The following is a 16,478-nucleotide window of genomic DNA, read 5'->3' on the forward strand; positions in this document are numbered from 1 at the left end:
CAGCGGTGGAAGCTGGGTAGGCGTGGGCAAGCGATTCAGCATGAGCCGATCCAAGCCGGCGCCGGGCGTGCGTCACATCACCCGAAAGACCGACATGAACGCGCCATGAACGAAAACGGCGATCCATGTAGGAGCGCTTATGCGGGTTTGGTCGTGGCGCAAGTTGACATAATCAACATCGTTGCGCATCACGTGATGACCCAGATGCTTCAGACGAGGTCTGGACATCGGGTCGCTTCACGTCACGTCACTTGGCCGGTACCACTTGACCGGACGTGTCGGTCGGCGCTGCGCCGGGTGGCACATGCGGCAGACGGTGCGCGATGCCCTTGTGACAGTCGATGCAGGTCTTCTCCTGGTTGGCCAGATAGGTCGCGTGCATCGTCTGCGCACGCACACTCTGGCGGGTGAAATCCATGGACTCGTACTGGTGGCAGTTGCGGCATTCGAGCGAGTCGTTGGCCTTGAGGCGGGACCATTCATGCTGAGCCAGCTCCAGGCGCATGGCCGCGAACTTCTCGGGTGTGTCGATGGTGCCGAAGACCTTGCCCCAGACCTCCTTGGACGCCTGCATCTTGCGGGCGATCTTGTCGGTCCAGTTGTGTGGCACGTGGCAGTCCGAGCAGATGGCCCTCACACCCGAGCGGTTGCTGTAGTGGATGGTCGTTTTCAGTTCCGCAAAGACGTTGTCGCGCATCTCGTGGCACCCGGTGCAGAAGGCTTCCGTGTTGGTCGCTTCCATGGCCGTGTTGAAGGCGCCCCAGAAGATGACGCCACCGATGAAGCCGCCGATGGTCAGGAGTCCGAGGCTGTAGTGAACGCTCGGGCGGCGGACGATTTGCCAGAACTGTCGAAGGCGCAGGCGCATGGCTGTGGTCCTGTTTGTCATGCTAGGGGCGGATCGGCGCTGCGTTGGCATTGGCGGGCTCGGCGCGGTAGTCGTTGCGCACCAGAGGTGGCACGTTCTCCTGCGCCACATGGCACTGCTTGCAGAAGTAGCGTCGTGTCGAGATGTGGTCGAGGACCTTGCCGCTGCGATCGACGTGGTGCGTCGCGCTCACCGGAACGGCCTGCGACAGCGATGTCCTTTCGCGCGCATGGCAGTCCAGGCATTTGTTGAAGTTGCGGTCGACCTGGTAGCCGTCGATGCGGTGCGGGATCACCGGCGGCTGCTGCGTATAGCTCCGCGGGAGTCGCTGGTCGTCGTTGACCGCATTGCCCAGACGCGCAGGCGCGGTGGTGCCGGTGATGGGCGTGGCGCCACGCAGCGCATCGAGCAGCGGCGCGGCGTGCGCGGCGAACCCGGCGGACGTGGCCATCCACGCGGCCAGGCACAGGAACAGGCTGGATCTCATGACAGGCCCTCCAGGCCGGTTCGCCCTAGACCTTGACGATCTTGACGGCGCATTTCTTGAAGTCGGTCTGGAACGAGATGGGATCGGTGGCATCGAGCGTCAGCTTGTTGATGAGCTGGCTCGCATCGAACCACGGCACGAACACGAGGCCGCGCGGGGGTTTGTTGCGGTCCCGCGTCTCCACGCGGGTGCGCATGCTGCCGCGCCGGGAACTGATCTCGATCTCCGAGCCGCGACGCAGGCCCAGCGCTCGGGCGTCGTCGGGATGCATGTAGCAGACCGCATGAGGCACCGCCTTGTGCAACTCGGGAACACGACGGGTCATCGAACCCGAATGCCAGTGTTCAAGCACACGGCCGGTTGACAGCCAGAACGGATAGTCCTTGTCGGGCGACTCTGCCGGTGGTTCGTAGGGCAGCGCGTAGATGCGCGCCTTGCCGTCGGGGAAGCCGTAGAACTGGAAGTCCGATCCCGGCTTGACGTAGGGATCGGTCCCTTCCTTGTAGCGCCAACGTGTCTCCTTGCCGTTCACCACGGGCCAGCGCAGTCCCCTGCCCTGGTGGTAGACATCGAACGGAGCCAGGTCGTGTCCGTGGCCACGGCCGAACTGCGCGTATTCCTCGAACAGGCCCTTCTGCGGATAGAAGCCGAATTCCTTCGCCTCGGCGTTGGCGTAGCCAGCCTCGATGTCGGAGACCGGGAAACGATCGGCCACGCCATTGCGGAACAGGATGTCGTACAGGGTCTTGCCGCGGTACGCCGGCTTGCGGGCCAGCAGGTCGGCCGGCCAGACCTCCTCGACCTTGAAGCGCTTGGAGAACGCCATCAACTGCCACAGGTCCGAGCGGGCTTCGCCGGGCGGTGACACCAGTTGATGCCAGAAGTGGGTGCGCCTCTCGGCGTTGCCATAGGCGCCCTCCTTCTCGACCCACATGGCGGCCGGCAGGATCAGGTCGGCGGCCAGCGCCGTCACGGTCGGGTAGGCATCCGAGACGACCACAAAATTGGCCGGGTTGCGGTAGCCGGGATAGCCCTCCTGAGCCAGATTGGCGCCGGCCTGCATGTTGTTGTTGACCATCACCCAGTAGGCATTGAGCTTGCCGTCCTTGAGCATCCGGTTCTGCAGCACCGCGTGGTAGCCGGGCACATCGGGGATCGTGCCGGGCGGCAGTTGCCAGATCTCCTCGGCATGTGCCCGGTGTTTTGGGTTGGTGACCACCAAGTCGGCTGGCAGGCGATGGGCAAACGTGCCGACCTCGCGGGCCGTGCCGCAGGCCGAGGGCTGGCCGGTCAGCGAGAACGGGCTGTTGCCCGGCGTGGAGATCTTGCCGGTCAGCAGGTGGATGTTGTAGACCATGTTGTTGCACCAGACCCCGCGGGTGTGCTGGTTGAAGCCCATGGTCCAGAACGACATCACCTTGATCTTTGGATCCGCATACAACTCGGCCAGCGCGAGCAGCCGGTTCTTGGGCACACCGCTCAGGCGCGCCGTGTACTCGAGGTCATAGGTCGCCACAAAAGCGGCGAACTCGTCGAAGGTCATCGGCTTGGAGCCGCCCGCCATCGGCCCGGCGTTCTTGGCCGCCTTCTGCAGCGGGTGATCGGGCCGCAGGCCGTAGCCGATGTCGGTGTTGCCGCGCAGGAAGGTGGTGTGCTTCTCGACGAAGGCCTTGTTGACCCGACCGGTGCTGATGATGTGGTGGGCGATGAAGTTGAGGATGGCCAGGTCGGACTGCGGCGTGAAGGTCAGCTCGATGTCGGCCAGTTCGTAGGAGCGATGTTCGAAGGTGGACAGCACCGCCACCTTGACGTCGGGCGCGCTCAGGCGCCGGTCGGTCACACGGGTCCAGAGGATGGGGTGCATCTCGGCCATGTTCGAGCCCCAGAGCACGAAGGCGTCGGCGACCTCGATGTCGTCGTAGCAGCCCATGGGCTCATCGGCGCCGAAGGTGCGCATGAAGCCCACCGCGGCCGAGGCCATGCAATGGCGCGCGTTCGGGTCGATGTTGTTGGACCGGAACCCGGCCTTCATCAGCTTGAGCGCGGCATAGCCTTCCCAGATCGTCCACTGGCCCGAGCCGAACATGCCCACCGCCGTCGGCCCCTTGTCCTTCAGGGCACGCTTGAACTGTTCGGCCATGACGTCGAAGGCGGTGTCCCAGGACACCCGCTCGAACTCGCCGTCCTTGGCGTACTTGCCGTCCTTCATGCGCAGCAGCGGAGCGGTCAGCCGGTCCTCGCCGTACATGATCTTGGAGAGGTAGTAGCCCTTGATGCAGTTCAGGCCCTTGTTGACCTCGGCCTGCACGTCGCCCTGCGTGGCGATGACGCGGTTGTCCTTCACCGCGACGTTGACGCCGCAGCCGGTCCCGCAGAAGCGACAGGGCGCCTTGCTCCACTTGACGCCGGCCTCGCCGGCAGCGGTCTGTGCCGGCGTCGGCACGGAAATGCCGGCAGCAGACCCAGCGGCTGCAGCGGCGGATTGGCGGATGAAGTCGCGCCTACGCATCAGGAAGCTCCTCGTTCATGGCGTCCAGGCTGTCGGCGCACTGGTAGACCAGGGCCGCCGACATCACGCCGTCGATGTGCTGGATGTCCGACACCCTCAGGCTCATGGCGGGTGCGCTGGAAGCCTCCAGCGTCACGACCAGCTTGCCCCGCTCCGACGTCGCATGGACGACGGCATCGGGCATGGCGACGATCTGCGCGGCGATCCGCTCGACCCGGCTCGGGGATGTGTGCACCACCAGGCTGGCGATGTGGAGTTCGTCGAGGCCCACCTTCGTGGGCCTCAGGACAGTGACCCCGGAGGGCCGGCGAGCAGCTGGATCATCCAGACCATGAAGCCATAGCCTGACACCAGCCCGAGCGCCAGCACGGGCGCCAGAAGGACGGACAGGACTAGGAAGGCTTTCAGCTCCTGCGCTTTGGCAGGCAAGCTTTGGGGATCGGTCATGTCTCGACTGCCTTCCTGACCGACGGCGTGACGGCCTTGATGAGACGGGACATCGACCTGACGTCCCGGATTCAAAAAAGGATAGTCATCCGTGCTTCAGGTGTCCAGAACATGCGCGATAAATGAACCTTAATGCTCTCAGGGTTTGATCGCCCGCAAGCTCAGCTCACGGGCAGGCGGCCGGACCGGCCAGAGGGGGATGCCCTCACCCCGCGACCAGAGCGCCAACAAGTTGCCATGGTCCGGCGACAGCGCGATGCCCGACTGGCCGGTCGACTGCACGATGCGCGAACGGGCTGGCGCTGCCAGGTCGTAGATCGCCCGCAGGCCGGGCCCGTGCTCGACCTGGTAGGTCCGCGCATCGCCCGGGTCGGCCCGCAGGTTGACGCGCATCGCGTTGATGCCGTGGCTGTCGCCCGGCACGGCGACCCGCAGCTCGAACAGCCGGCGCAGCGGCGCGATCTGGCTGAAAGGCCGGTGCTCGGCCCGAACCCGGTGCAGCCGTTCCCAGCGCCAGGTGGTCGGGTCCTCGCCGAGCCGTTGGCGCAGGTCGGCGATGGCGTCGGCATAGGCGGCATCGACCTGCTCAGCGCAGCTTTCCGTGCGGTCAGAGGTGGCCTTGTCGTCGCACCACCACCGATCCTGGTCCGCCAGGATGCCGGTCAAGGCATCCCGGAAGCTGCGCCGCTCGCTGAACTGACGACCCCACAGCGGACCCAACTCATCGGCCAGCACGCGACGGGTCACGGCCAGCGCCCAGGCCTGATACAGGCTGGCGCCGGTCGAATCGGCGCTCATCTCGCCGTCGAAACGGGCCTGGATGCGCGCCAGTTGTTCGATCCATGCGGCATCGCCGTTCGACGCGGGGCCTCGCCACGTCGCCGAGCGGAAGGCCGCCAACAGGGTCCGCGACGACAGCGATCGGACGTCACGCTGCATGGCGGCGAAGCTGTCGACGTCATGCAGCGGCCGGGCCAGCAAGAGATCCTCGATGCGCTGCTGCCGGTGCGGAAAGGTCCATTCTGAACTCAGGAAATACCGGTAGCCATCGGGCGTCGTGCGCTGGTTCGCGGTGGCCAGCCAGCCGCTGGCGGGATCGACCTGCAGCGGGAGCTCGGCCGGATCGATCTGGCCGACCCAGTCGTAGCGCGCCTGCCAGCCGGGCGCCGGCACCTGCCCATGCAGGTCGTGAAGGGCACCCCGCACCGGCACGCGCCCGGGCAAGAGCAAGGCGATGCGCCCGTGCGGCCCGCGCCGGTCAGCCACCAGCATGTTCTGCATCGGCGCACCGTAGCCGCGCGCGGCGGCGACGAAGTCCTCGATCGAGCGGGCCTGGTTGAAGCCGATGCCTGCAGCGATGGTCGTGACGTCGGCATCGAGCGCCGTCCAGCGCATCGCCAATCCGTAGGGCTGCCCTGCCCTGCCGGTCAAGTCTTGCGTGGCGGCGGTTGCGGCGTCCGAGATCAGTGGTCCGTGACGGCCGGTGCGCACCTGCAGCCGCACAGGCTCGGCCTGGCCTCGCACGGCGATCAGCTCCTCGCGCTGCTCGAAGCGGGCCCAGCCATCGGGTGTTCGATAGCGCATCGGATCGGCCGGGTCGATGGCCTCGATGTAGAGGTCCTGCACGTCGGGATTCGTGTTTGTGTAGGCCCAGGCAATGTCCTGGTTCTGGCCCAGCACGACGGCCGGCAGGCCGGGGATGCTTGCGCCGGCGACGTGCAGTCCCGGCGCGAACAGGCGCGCCAGGTACCACAGCGACGGTGTGCTCAGGCGCAGGTGCGGGTCGTTGGCGATCAGAGGCAGGCCGCTGTCGCTGCGACGTCCGTCGACGGCCCAGTTGTTCGAGCCGACGCCTTCGACACCGGACTCGGGTGCCATGCCGATCAGGCGCTCGATGACCTCGCCGCCCTGCACCTGCCAGTCGCGGGCCAGCGCGGTGTAGTCGGCCACCGGCAGCGGCTGCTCGCCAGGGTAAGGCGGCAACAACTGATGGATGCGAGCCAGGTCCATGCGGGCCGCCAGACGCAGCCGCAGCAGTTCGCTGCTCCAGTTGCCGCCCAGGTCCCACGCCATCATGATCGACCAGGCCAACGAGTCGACGGGCGTCCAGGGCTCTGGGCGCAGGCCGAGCAGCAGGAACTCCGGCGGCCGCGCCTTCAGGTGCTGCTGTGACCAGGCGTTGACGCCATCGGCATAGGCCTGCAACGCCTGTCGGGTCGGGGCATCCAAGCGTTCCCATTGCGCCTCGGCGGCCTGGCGCACGCCCAGGGCACGGATGAAGCGGTCGTTGTCCAGGGCCGCAACGCCGAAGGCCTCGGCCAGTCGGCCGGAGCCGATCCGGCGGTGCAGGTCGAGCTGCCAGAGGCGATCCTGCGCATGCGCGTAACCGAGGCCGAACAGGGCGCCTTCGAGGCGCTTGGCGTGGATGCTCGGAACGCCATGGCCGTCGCGTGCGATGCGAACGTCACCCCAGGCGCTGATCACGGTGCGCGTGCCGTCCGCTCTGGGCAGGACCTGCTGCCGATAGGCCGCGTAGGTCGCCAGCAGCAGCACGATGCCACCGAGCACACAGGCGCCCAGCACGCGCAGCCAGCGACACCGCACGGGCGTGCTCGGTGACGGATTCGGGCGTGCCGCCGATGGTCCAGGTCGCTGCAAGATCATGGCGCCATGGTGCCTGCTTCGAGGGCGCCATCGACTTCCGGAGAACCCCGAAAGCGTCGAAGGGGGCTCGGGGCACAATGGCGCGAACGAGAAGAACGCCCATGAACATCGTCATTCTTGATGACTACCAGGACGCCGTGCGCAAGCTGCCTTGCGCCGCGCTGCTGGAGCCCTATGGCCCGAAGATCTACACCAACACGGTCAAGGGCATCGGCCAGTTGGCGGTGCGGCTGCGCGATGCCGAAGTCTTGGTGCTGATCCGCGAACGCACGCCCTTCCCTCGCGCCTTGCTGGAGAAGCTGCCCCGCTTGCGTCTGATCGCGCAGACCGGCAGGGTCGGGTCCCACATCGACCTGGAGACCTGCACCCGGCTGGGCATCGTCGTCGCCGAAGGCGTTGGCGATCCGACCGCTCCGGCAGAGCTGACTTGGGCACTGATCATGGCGTCCATGCGACGCATTCCTCAATACATCGGCAACCTCAAGCATGGCGCCTGGCAGCAGGCCGGGCTCAAGGCCGGCTCGATGCCGCCGAACTTCGGTCTGGGTCTGGTGCTCAAGGGCCGCCGACTCGGGGTCTGGGGCTACGGCCGCATCGGCAAGCTGGTGGCCGGCTACGGTCGCGCCTTCGGCATGGACGTTCGCATCTGGTCCAGCCCGCAGAGCCTGGAACGTGCCAAAGCCGATGGCCACGAGGTCTACGCGAGCCGAGAAGAACTGTTCGAGCAGAGCGACGTGCTCAGCGTGCACCTGCGACTGGCCGACGCGACCCGTGGGCTGATCGGCATGAGCGACTTCGCCCTCATGAAGCCCACCGCCCTGTTCGTCAACACCTCGCGCGCCGAGCTGGTCGAGGAGAACGCGCTGGTGACCGCGCTCAACCGAGGGCGCCCGGGGCTTGCAGCGGTCGACGTCTTCGAGAGCGAGCCGACCTTGCAAGGCCATCCGCTGCTGCGGCTGGAGAACGCGGTGTGCACGCCCCACATCGGCTACGTGGAGCTCGACAGCTATGAGCGCTACTTTGGCGCCGCCTTCCAGAACGTTGTGAACTTCCTGCAAGGCAAGCCGACCCACATCGTGAACCCAGAGGCCCTCCAGGTGGTGCGACGCTGAGGCCGCGCTGACCGTCGTTCAGGACGGGTTCTCGTAGAACACGTAGGCGGTGGAATAGTCGCTGAACTCGAAGTACACGCGCTTCTCGCCGTCGCTGACCTTGCCATCGAGGTTGGCGTCGAGCACGCCATAGCCATAGCGATAGGGCCGTGCAGCGCCGTCATCGGTGCCGTAGGCGGTGCTCAGCTTGTCGATCTTGACGAAGCGCCGCACCAGCTTGTCGCCAGCATAGACCTCCAGCACGCCATCGGTGCCGGTCCAGTTCTGGATGCTGCGGCGGATCTCGTTCTGCCGTTCCTGGGTACAGGCTCCGAGCAGCAGCAGGCCACCCGCCATCGTCATGGCTGCTGCCACGCGCCAGGCGTGGGGAAAGGTCTTGGCGAGGTTCAGGGCCATGGTCGCACTCAGCTCCGTTGACGCAGGGTTTCGTAGAGGCAGATGGCAGACGCCACCGACACGTTGAGGCTTTCGACCGTGCCGCGCATCGGGATGCTGACCAGCTCGTCGCAGGTCTTGCGCGTGAGCTGGCGCATGCCGCCGCCTTCGGCACCGAGCACCCAGGCGGTCGGCCCGGCAACATCAGACTGATAGAGCGATCGTGGCGCGTCATCGCTGGTGCCGACGATGCGGATGTCGCGCTCCTTGAGTTCACCCAGAGTGCGCGCCAGGTTGGTCACCATGAAGTACGGGACCGTTTCTGCCGCACCGCTGGCCACTTTGGCGACCGTGGCGTTGATGCCGGCGGCATGGTCACGCGGGGCGATCACCGCATGGGCACCGGCACCGTCGGCCACGCGCAGGCAGGCGCCGAGGTTGTGCGGGTCGGTGATGCCGTCGAGCACCAGCAGCAACGGCGGTCCTTCGACCGCATCGAGCAGGTCATCGAGCGACTTGTTGAGCACCACCGGCTCGACCCGCGCCACGACGCCCTGATGGCGTGTGTTGCCGCTGAGTTGAGTCAGGCGTGCGTCGTCGCTGTCGACGATGCGCAGCCCAGCCGCGCGGGCGCGCTCGATGAACTGGTGCATGCGGGCGTCGCGCCGGCTGGCATCGATGTGGATCTCCTGGACCGACGCAGGCGCGGTCTTCAGGCGGATGGTGACGGCATGAAAACCGAACAGCAGGCGGGTGGGAGCGGGCATCGGACGATGGTAGCGGCTGACGTCTGCGCGACCACCTCAATCGACCAGCCGACCCGCCTCGATGCGCAGTTGACGGTCGCAACGAGCGGCCAGCGCCGGGTCGTGCGTGACCAGCACCAGCGTCGTGCCGGCGGCTCGGTTGAGCTCCAGCATCAGCTGCATCACGCTTTCGCCGGTAGCATGGTCCAAGCTGCCGGTGGGCTCGTCGGCGAGCAGCAATGCAGGCTCGATCACGAAGGCCCGGGCCAGCGCCACACGTTGCTGCTCACCACCCGACAGCAGGCGCGGGTAGTGGCCGAGCCGGCTGCCCAGGCCGACACGCCCGAGCATGTCGGTGGCGCGCTGGCGGGCCTCTCGGTCACCGCGCAACTCGAGGGGCAGCATGACGTTCTCGAGCGCGGTCAGATGGGCCATCAGCTGGAAGCTCTGGAACACGAAGCCAAGGCGCTCGCCTCGTAAGGCGGCGCGGCCGTCCTCGTCCAGGCTGAAGAGATCGACGCCGCCGAGCTGAACGGTACCGGCGCTGGGCACGTCCAGCCCCGCCATGATGGACAGCAGGGTGCTCTTGCCCGAACCCGATGCGCCGACGATGGCCACCGACTCTCGGGGTGCGAGCTGGAAGCGGATGTCATGCAGTATCGTGAGCGTCCCGTTGGCGTCACGCACCTGCTTGGTGACGCCTTGCACGTCGATGATGGCTGATTGCTCGACCACGCTGATGAACCGTCCTCTCTTGATTGCACCGATGCCAGCGACCCGTGCGGGCGTGGCTGCGAACCGGCGCGACTGTATCGCGCGCATCCTGGCGCTGTCCTTGGCAGGGCTGCTGACCAGCACGATGGATGCCGCCAACGCTGCGCCCGCCCGACGCACGTTGCTGATTGTTGGCGACAGCCTGTCGGCCGAATACGGCCTGCCACGTGGCAGTGGCTGGGTTGCGCTGCTGGAGCGTCGACTGGCCGAGCGCCAGGTCGCGGCCACGGTCGTCAACGCGAGCATCAGTGGCGAGACGACCTCGGGCGGACGCTCGCGGCTGTCCGCCCTGCTGGCACGACATCGCCCGAGCCACGTCGTGATCGAACTGGGCGGCAACGATGCCTTGCGCGGCCTGCCCTTGCGCATGACCGAGGACAACCTGCGAGCGATGGTGAAGGCCGCACGAGCAGAGGGCGCCGCTGTCCTGCTGGTCGGCATGCAGATGCCGCCCAACTACGGGGCAGCCTATGCGCGTGACTTCGCGGCCATTTTCAGCCGCGTCGCCAAGGACGAGAAGACCGCGCTTGTGCCCTTCATGCTGGCTGCGCTGGTCGACAACGGGGACGCGACGAAGTGGTTTCAGCCCGACCGCATCCACCCTGTGGCTGCGGCACACCCATTGATCCTCGACACGATCTGGCCAGTGATGGACAGCTGGCTCAGACGCTGAGCCAGTGCCCTGCCCGCCCGGTCATTCCTTGCCGCTGGGACCCAGTCCGGGCATACCGGGGAAGAAGTTGCCCGCCTGCTTTTGCATCTGCTCTTGCATCTGCGCGAACAAGGACTTGGACTGGTCCAGGTAGCTGCTCATGAAGCCTTGCATGACAGGGGCCTGCATCGACATGAACTGCGACCAGGCGTCGGGATTGAAGGGCTTGCCTTCGTAGAGGCCACCGGTCTGTTCGGTGTAGCGCTTCTGCAGGTCGATGAAGACCATCAGGTTCTTCTCGAGGTAGGCGCCCATCAGGCCCTGCATGGTGTGGCCATAGAACCGGATGATCTGAGCGAGCATCTGGGTCGAGAACATCGGCACACCAGCGGTCTCCTCTTCCAGGATGATCTGCAGCAGGATGCTGCGTGTGATCTCCTCGCCACTCTTGGCGTCACGGACCTCGAAGTTCTCGGCATCCAGCACCATCTGCTTGACATCGGCCAGCGTGATGTAGCTGCTGGTCTGCGTGTCGTAGAGGCGGCGGTTCGGGTACTTCTTGAGAACGCGCAGGCCTGCGGTCGGACCGTTGTCGGTCGCCTCGGTGCGACGGGTGGCTGGCATGGATGCGGTCTCCTGGGGCAAATCGTTGCCGATTCTATGGATCGTGCCTGAGCGGTCGCACTGGGGTTTGTCACCGACGCTCGGTCACAGGCATCAGGCCAAACAAAAAGGGCACCGGCTTGTGGCCGGTGCCCTTCAGCAACCTCAGGAAATTTGGTAGGCGCGATTGGATTCGAACCAACGACCCCCACCATGTCAAGGTGGTGCTCTAACCAACTGAGCTACGCGCCTGGGAAGAATTGAATCATAGCATGGGCCTGAAAGTCGTCAAGCGTCGGACCCCAACTTCTTGAGAATCAGCGGCGGCGCGCATGCTGGACGCCCTTGACCTGCCCGAGCTGGCTCATGACGTGAGCCAGTCGAGAGGCATCCGACACCTCGATCGTGAAGGTCATTGCCGCCGTGCCACGCAGGGTCTGCGTGTGCACGCCGGTGACGTTCATCTTCTCCTTGGCGAAGACCTCGGAGATGTCGCGCAGCAGGCCTTGCCGGTCTTGTGCCGTGATCGCGATGTCGACCGGGTAGACGGCGCTGTCGCCCTTTGCGTTGCGGCTCTCGCCCCAGGCCACGGGGATGACCCGCTCAGGACTGCGCTGCGCCATCTCGCGGTAGTTAATGCAGTCGGCGCGGTGGATGGACACGCCGCGCCCGCGCGTCACGTAGCCGCCGATGCGGTCCGGCGGCGCAGGCCGGCAGCAATGCGCAAGCTGTGTGAGCAGCGAGTCCACGCCGACCACCAGCACGCCACGTCCGCCACTGGACTGGCTGCGCGCACGCTTGAGGATGGGCGCTTCCTCGGCCACGACCGGCTCCGGTGGCCGCAACAGTTGCTCGATGTTGCGCAGCGAGAACTCGTCCTTGCCGACCACCTCGAACAGCGCGTCAGCCGTGCGGAAGCCGAGCTGCGCGGCCAGGTCATCGAGCCTGAAGGCGGTGCGGCCTTCGCGCTGCAGCAGCTTCTCGACGGCCTCGCGGCCGCGCGCGATGGTTTCCTGCTGTGCACGCGCGTTGAACCAGGCCCGCACCTTGGCCTTGGAGCGCTGGCTCTGCAGGAAGCCGAGCTGCGGGTTGAGCCAGTCCATCGATGGACCGCCCTCCTTGACCGTCACGACCTCGACGGTCTGGCCGTTGCGCAGCGGCGTGTTCAGCGGCTGCAGCGCGCCGTCAATCTTGGCGCCGCGGCAGCGGTGCCCCAGCTCGGTGTGCAGGTGGTAGGCGAAGTCGACCGCGGTCGCGCCGGCCGGCAGTTCCATGATGGTGGCCTGCGGCGTCAGCACGTAGATGCGGTCCTCGAACAGGCCCTTGCCGGTGCTGCCATCGACGACGACCTGCGACGTGCCAGTCGACCCATCCTCGTCGGCGCCGGCCAGCTCGCGTTCCCAGGCCAGCAATTGATGCAGCACGGCACGCCTCGCTTGAGCGACGCGGCTCTCGAAGTCACCCGCCGCGCTGACGCCCGCATAGCCCTTGGTGCCTGCTTCCTTGTAGGCCCAGTGCGCGGCGATGCCGCTCTCGGCATGTTCGTGCATCGCACGGGTGCGGATCTGGATCTCGATCGGGCGCTGGTCTGCATCGATCACCACGGTGTGCAGCGACTGGTAGCCGTTGGGTTTGGGGCGGGCGATGTAGTCGTCGAACTCTTCTGGCATGGCCAGCCAGAGTTCGTGCACGCGGCTCAGCGCGGCATAGCAAGCCGGCACGTCGGTGACCAGCACACGCAGCGCGCGGACGTCGAGCACCTGCGAGAAGTCCAGGCCCTTGCCGCGCATCTTCTTCCAGATGCTGTAGATGTGCTTCGGGCGGCCCTGCACCTGGGCCGGCAGGCCTTGGAGGGCCAGCGCCTCGGCGAGCTGCTGGCGAACGCGTTCGATGCCGGCTTCGCGTTCGACGCGCTTCTCGTCCAGCCAGCGGGCGATCTGCTTGTAGGGCTCCGGTTGCAGGAAGCGAAAGGACAGGTCCTCCAGCTCCCACTTGATCTGCCAGATGCCCAGCCGGTTGGCCAGCGGCGCGAAGATCTGCTGGGTCTCGCGCGCCAGCGCTCTCGGACAAGGCTGGCGGCTGGCTGCGTAGAAGCGCAAGGTCTGCAGACGCGAGGCCAGGCGCAGCAGCACGACACGCAGATCGTGCGAGAAGGCCAGCAGCATCTTGCGCACACGTTCGAGCTGCTCGGCCAGCACCTCGGCATCGGTCTCGTCGGCCAGCGCGTCGCGGGCGTTGCGCTGCAGCTTGACCAGCTTGCGGGTGTAGGTGACGAGCCGGGCGTAGGACGGCCCGAAGGCCTGTTCGACCACAGTCTCCGGATCGGTCAGGAAGTCGCCCGCATAGACCAGGTAGACGGCGGCCTGCATCGAAGGCGCCGCGCCGATGTCGGCCAGGATGCGCGCCACGCCGTCGGCATGGGTCAGCGCGTCCTCGCCGGTGTCGAAGGTCCGCCCACTCAGCAGGGGCAGCGCGAAGGCGCGCGCCTTGCCCAGCCTTTCCTGTTCGGCTGCGGCGTCCTGCGGCTGTCCCCCGGCCGCGACCTCGTCGGCCAGCGCCAGGATGGGCGATAACGCCGTGCGGGCCTCGGCGTCACGCTCAAGGCCGGTGGTCTTCATGGGAGATCGTCCTCAGCGACCAGCCTCAAGAAAGGCCTGCACCGCCGCGACCTGGTCCGGCGCGACCAGTGTGGGTGCATGGCCCACGCCACCGAACTCGACCAGCGTGGCCTTCGGTCCGCGTTGGGTCATGGCCTGTGCGGTGGCCGGCGACAACAGGTCCGATTCGGCCCCGCGCAGCAGCAAGGTGGGTACCTGGATGCGGTCGTAGGCGGACCAGAGGATCTGCTCGCCAGCTGTGGCGATCTCGGGCGTCACGGCCTTGAAGGCAGCGGCGATGGCCGGGTCGTAATGCGGCACCAGATCGCCTTGGGGACTGCGCTTGAACTGGGGCCGCGACAGGGCAGCCCATTGCTCGTCGGTGTGCGGGCCGAAGCTGGCCGAGATGCTGCGCAGGAAAGCGGCGCCTTGCGCCTCGTCGGGAAAGCGCACGGGCGCGCCCAGGTAGGTGCCGATGCGCTGCAAGGATGAATATTCGATCACCGGCCCGACGTCGTTGAGCACCAGGCGCTGCACCGGCGAACCCCGCAAGCTGGCCAGGCCCATGCCGATCAAGCCACCCATCGAGGTGCCCACCCAGGACACCTTGGCCACGCCCAGACGCGCGACCAGCGTGACCATGTCGGCCACATAGGCCGGTACCTGGTAGCCCATCGGATCGGCCAGCCAGTCGGACTGGCCGCGGCCCACCACATCGGGGCAGATCACGCGCCAGCGCGGTGCCAATGCCTGAGCGAGGGTGTCGAAATCGCGGCCCTGGCGCGACAGGCCGTGCACGCAGACGACCACGTCGGGGTTGTCGGACGCGCCCCATTCCCAATAGCCCATCCGGTGCAAGCCGGTGGTATCGAGGCAGTCGACGTGATGCAGGCGCGGATCTGGCATGTGCTGGCTTGTCATGGTGGGCAAAGGACCCCCCTTCATAATCGTCATCGTACCCAACTGCTCAAGGAATCTTTCATGCTCAAGGGCAAGACAGCGCTGGTCACCGGATCGACCAGCGGCATCGGACTCGGCGTGGCCCTCTCGCTGGCTCGCCAGGGCGCGAACATCGTGTTGAACGGCTTCGGCGATGTCGAAGGCCCCAAGGCGCAGGTCGCCGCGCTGGGTGTGCAGGTCGGCTACCACGGCGCCGACATGAGCAAGCCGGCCGAGATCGAGGCCATGATGGCCTACGCCGGCGAGACCTTCGGCGGCGTCGACATCCTGGTCAACAACGCCGGCATCCAGCATGTCGCACCGGTCGAGTCCTTTCCGGTCGAACGCTGGGACGCGATCATCGCGATCAACCTGAGCTCGGCCTTCCACGCCACGCGCCTGGCCTTGCCTGGCATGCAGTCGCGCAACTGGGGCCGCATCATCAACATCGCCTCGGTGCATGGCCTGGTCGCGTCGACGCAGAAGTCGGCATATGTCGCGGCCAAGCATGGCGTGATCGGCCTGACCAAGGTGACCGCGCTGGAGAACGCCACGACCGGCGTGACCTGCAACGCGATCTGCCCGGGTTGGGTGCTGACCCCCCTGGTGCAGAAACAGGTCGATGCGCGGGCCGCTGCCGAGGGCGTCGACAACGCCGAGGCGATCCGCCGACTGCTGGGCGACAAGCAGCCGTCGATGCAGTTCACCACGCCCGAGGAACTGGGCGAACTGGCGGTCTTCCTGTGCTCGGCCGCCGCCAACAACGTGCGTGGCGTGGCCTGGAGCGTCGACGGCGGCTGGACCGCCCAGTAAGTCGACCGGCAGACGCCCCCCCCTCAGGGCGTCATGCGGATCGTGCCTTGCACGGTCACGCCCAGGCGGCTCTTGCCACCTTCAACGGGCAATGGCGCCGCGTCGGCCATCGGCGCGGCGGCCGCCTTCATGAACATCACGGGGGGCCGTCCGCCCTCCTCGTTCTCGACCCGCGTGACCTGGGCGTCGACCAGCGTGTAGCCCCGATAGCCGAACTGCTCAGCGATCTCGCCGGCACGCTGCCGGAACTGCTTGATCGCCTGCGCCGTCAGGGCGCTTTCCTGCTGGTCGCGGGCCGACGGCGACAAGCTGTGCTGCACCGATTGCACCGTCATGCCGTCGAGCCTGCCGGTCAACGCGGCGATGCGGGCGGTGTCGCGGCCCTTGAGCTGCAACTCGGCCACGCCGATCCAGCCGTTGATGCGGCCTTCCCGACCGTAGCGGGGCGACAGGTTGAAGGCCCCGGTGCTGACCTCGAGCGTGTCGCTGCGTTCGCGCCGGGCCGTCGCCAGGGCACTGTCGAGCACCTGCTTGAGCTGGACCTGGACCTGGCCCGCATCGGTGCCTTCCCGCTGGGCCCGCAGCACCACGCCGAGCGTGTCCTGCAGGACCTCCGTGCTGGCTTCGGCCGACAGGCTGACCTGGTGGGCGCGCATCGCCTCGGGCATGTCGGCGGCATGTGATGGCGCCATGGCCAACGCCGTCACGAGCGCCAGGCCAAGGGCGGACAGGGCGTGGCGACAGCGGCGCAGCCGTGCATCGAGGCGGCGTTCCGAGCATGTGGACGTGGCAGGCATGGAGTCCTTTCAAGGGTCGGGCAACACGCTGCAAACCAGCGTCCAGGCTCAACGTGGGCAGTCCTCACGCGGTGGGCACCACGATCCGAAAGAGA

Annotated in this window: 16 protein-coding genes and 1 tRNA gene; 3 read left to right on the forward strand and 14 right to left on the reverse strand. The window is 66.8% G+C overall.

The window, feature by feature from the left end:
- Nucleotides 1–247 precede the first annotated feature (247 nt).
- The 6 genes from EV685_RS06340 to EV685_RS06365 all read right to left on the reverse strand — a co-directional run bounded on the left by EV685_RS06340 (nucleotide 248) and on the right by EV685_RS06365 (nucleotide 6,915).
- Nucleotides 248–868 (reverse strand): cytochrome c3 family protein, encoded by a 621-nt coding sequence (locus EV685_RS06340; RefSeq protein ID WP_130481165.1) that lies wholly within the window; start codon nucleotides 866–868, stop codon nucleotides 248–250.
- Between the two features lie 22 nt (nucleotides 869–890).
- Nucleotides 891–1,355, reverse strand: a complete 465-nt coding sequence (locus tag EV685_RS06345) for a nitrate reductase cytochrome c-type subunit (RefSeq protein WP_130481166.1) — start codon at nucleotides 1,353–1,355, stop codon at nucleotides 891–893.
- A 25-nt stretch (nucleotides 1,356–1,380) separates the two neighbouring features.
- On the reverse strand, nucleotides 1,381–3,864 hold the full coding sequence (napA, locus tag EV685_RS06350) for a periplasmic nitrate reductase subunit alpha (RefSeq protein ID WP_130481167.1): 2,484 nt from the start codon (nucleotides 3,862–3,864) through the stop codon (nucleotides 1,381–1,383).
- Entirely contained in the window at nucleotides 3,857–4,135 is a 279-nt protein-coding gene (locus EV685_RS06355) for a chaperone NapD (RefSeq protein WP_242615457.1), read from the reverse strand. The genes napA and EV685_RS06355 overlap by 8 nt, the downstream gene beginning before the upstream one ends.
- Nucleotides 4,136–4,146: 11 nt before the next feature.
- Nucleotides 4,147–4,311 (reverse strand): periplasmic nitrate reductase, NapE protein, encoded by a 165-nt coding sequence (locus EV685_RS06360; protein WP_130481169.1) that lies wholly within the window; start codon nucleotides 4,309–4,311, stop codon nucleotides 4,147–4,149.
- 138 nt (nucleotides 4,312–4,449) lie between these two features.
- Nucleotides 4,450–6,915, reverse strand: coding sequence for a penicillin acylase family protein (locus tag EV685_RS06365; RefSeq protein ID WP_242615458.1), 2,466 nt, complete (start codon nucleotides 6,913–6,915; stop codon nucleotides 4,450–4,452).
- 161 nt (nucleotides 6,916–7,076) lie between these two features.
- Here EV685_RS06365 and EV685_RS06370 point away from each other — a divergent pair, with 161 nt between their 5' ends.
- Nucleotides 7,077–8,087, forward strand: coding sequence for a D-2-hydroxyacid dehydrogenase family protein (locus tag EV685_RS06370; RefSeq protein WP_130481171.1), 1,011 nt, complete (start codon nucleotides 7,077–7,079; stop codon nucleotides 8,085–8,087).
- A gap of 18 nt (nucleotides 8,088–8,105) precedes the next feature.
- Here EV685_RS06370 and EV685_RS06375 read toward each other — a convergent pair whose 3' ends face one another.
- From EV685_RS06375 to EV685_RS06385, 3 genes are all read right to left on the reverse strand, one after another.
- Complete coding sequence (locus EV685_RS06375) at nucleotides 8,106–8,429, reverse strand: hypothetical protein (RefSeq protein ID WP_130481693.1); 324 nt, start codon at nucleotides 8,427–8,429, stop codon at nucleotides 8,106–8,108.
- Nucleotides 8,430–8,491: 62 nt separating this feature from the next.
- Nucleotides 8,492–9,229, reverse strand: coding sequence for a 23S rRNA (guanosine(2251)-2'-O)-methyltransferase RlmB (rlmB, locus tag EV685_RS06380; RefSeq protein ID WP_130481172.1), 738 nt, complete (start codon nucleotides 9,227–9,229; stop codon nucleotides 8,492–8,494).
- Nucleotides 9,230–9,265: 36 nt separating this feature from the next.
- Nucleotides 9,266–9,943: an ABC transporter ATP-binding protein gene (locus EV685_RS06385; protein WP_242615459.1), complete on the reverse strand. Its 678-nt coding sequence runs from the start codon at nucleotides 9,941–9,943 to the stop codon at nucleotides 9,266–9,268.
- A gap of 31 nt (nucleotides 9,944–9,974) precedes the next feature.
- Here EV685_RS06385 and EV685_RS06390 point away from each other — a divergent pair, with 31 nt between their 5' ends.
- Nucleotides 9,975–10,655: an arylesterase gene (locus EV685_RS06390; RefSeq protein WP_130481174.1), complete on the forward strand. Its 681-nt coding sequence runs from the start codon at nucleotides 9,975–9,977 to the stop codon at nucleotides 10,653–10,655.
- 21 nt (nucleotides 10,656–10,676) lie between these two features.
- On the opposite strand, the gene phaR is transcribed toward EV685_RS06390, so the two are convergent.
- The 4 genes from phaR to EV685_RS06410 all read right to left on the reverse strand — a co-directional run bounded on the left by phaR (nucleotide 10,677) and on the right by EV685_RS06410 (nucleotide 14,740).
- Nucleotides 10,677–11,258 (reverse strand): polyhydroxyalkanoate synthesis repressor PhaR, encoded by a 582-nt coding sequence (phaR, locus tag EV685_RS06395; protein ID WP_130481175.1) that lies wholly within the window; start codon nucleotides 11,256–11,258, stop codon nucleotides 10,677–10,679.
- Between the two features lie 154 nt (nucleotides 11,259–11,412).
- Nucleotides 11,413–11,489 (reverse strand) — tRNA-Val (locus EV685_RS06400).
- A gap of 65 nt (nucleotides 11,490–11,554) precedes the next feature.
- The gene (locus EV685_RS06405; protein ID WP_130481176.1) at nucleotides 11,555–13,855 is read right to left on the reverse strand and encodes a RelA/SpoT family protein; all 2,301 of its coding nucleotides are present in this window, start codon (nucleotides 13,853–13,855) and stop codon (nucleotides 11,555–11,557) included.
- A 12-nt stretch (nucleotides 13,856–13,867) separates the two neighbouring features.
- The gene (locus tag EV685_RS06410; protein WP_130481177.1) at nucleotides 13,868–14,740 is read right to left on the reverse strand and encodes an alpha/beta fold hydrolase; all 873 of its coding nucleotides are present in this window, start codon (nucleotides 14,738–14,740) and stop codon (nucleotides 13,868–13,870) included.
- A gap of 75 nt (nucleotides 14,741–14,815) precedes the next feature.
- Here EV685_RS06410 and EV685_RS06415 point away from each other — a divergent pair, with 75 nt between their 5' ends.
- A complete protein-coding gene (locus tag EV685_RS06415; protein ID WP_130481178.1) occupies nucleotides 14,816–15,586 on the forward strand; it encodes a 3-hydroxybutyrate dehydrogenase in 771 nt (256 codons plus the stop codon).
- Between the two features lie 23 nt (nucleotides 15,587–15,609).
- Here EV685_RS06415 and EV685_RS06420 read toward each other — a convergent pair whose 3' ends face one another.
- Nucleotides 15,610–16,383 (reverse strand): SIMPL domain-containing protein, encoded by a 774-nt coding sequence (locus EV685_RS06420; RefSeq protein WP_242615460.1) that lies wholly within the window; start codon nucleotides 16,381–16,383, stop codon nucleotides 15,610–15,612.
- Between the last annotated feature and the right edge of the window lie 95 nt (nucleotides 16,384–16,478).

Origin of the sequence: Sphaerotilus mobilis (genome assembly GCF_004216565.1) — a bacterium.
Classification (GTDB): domain Bacteria; phylum Pseudomonadota; class Gammaproteobacteria; order Burkholderiales; family Burkholderiaceae_C; genus Sphaerotilus; species Sphaerotilus mobilis.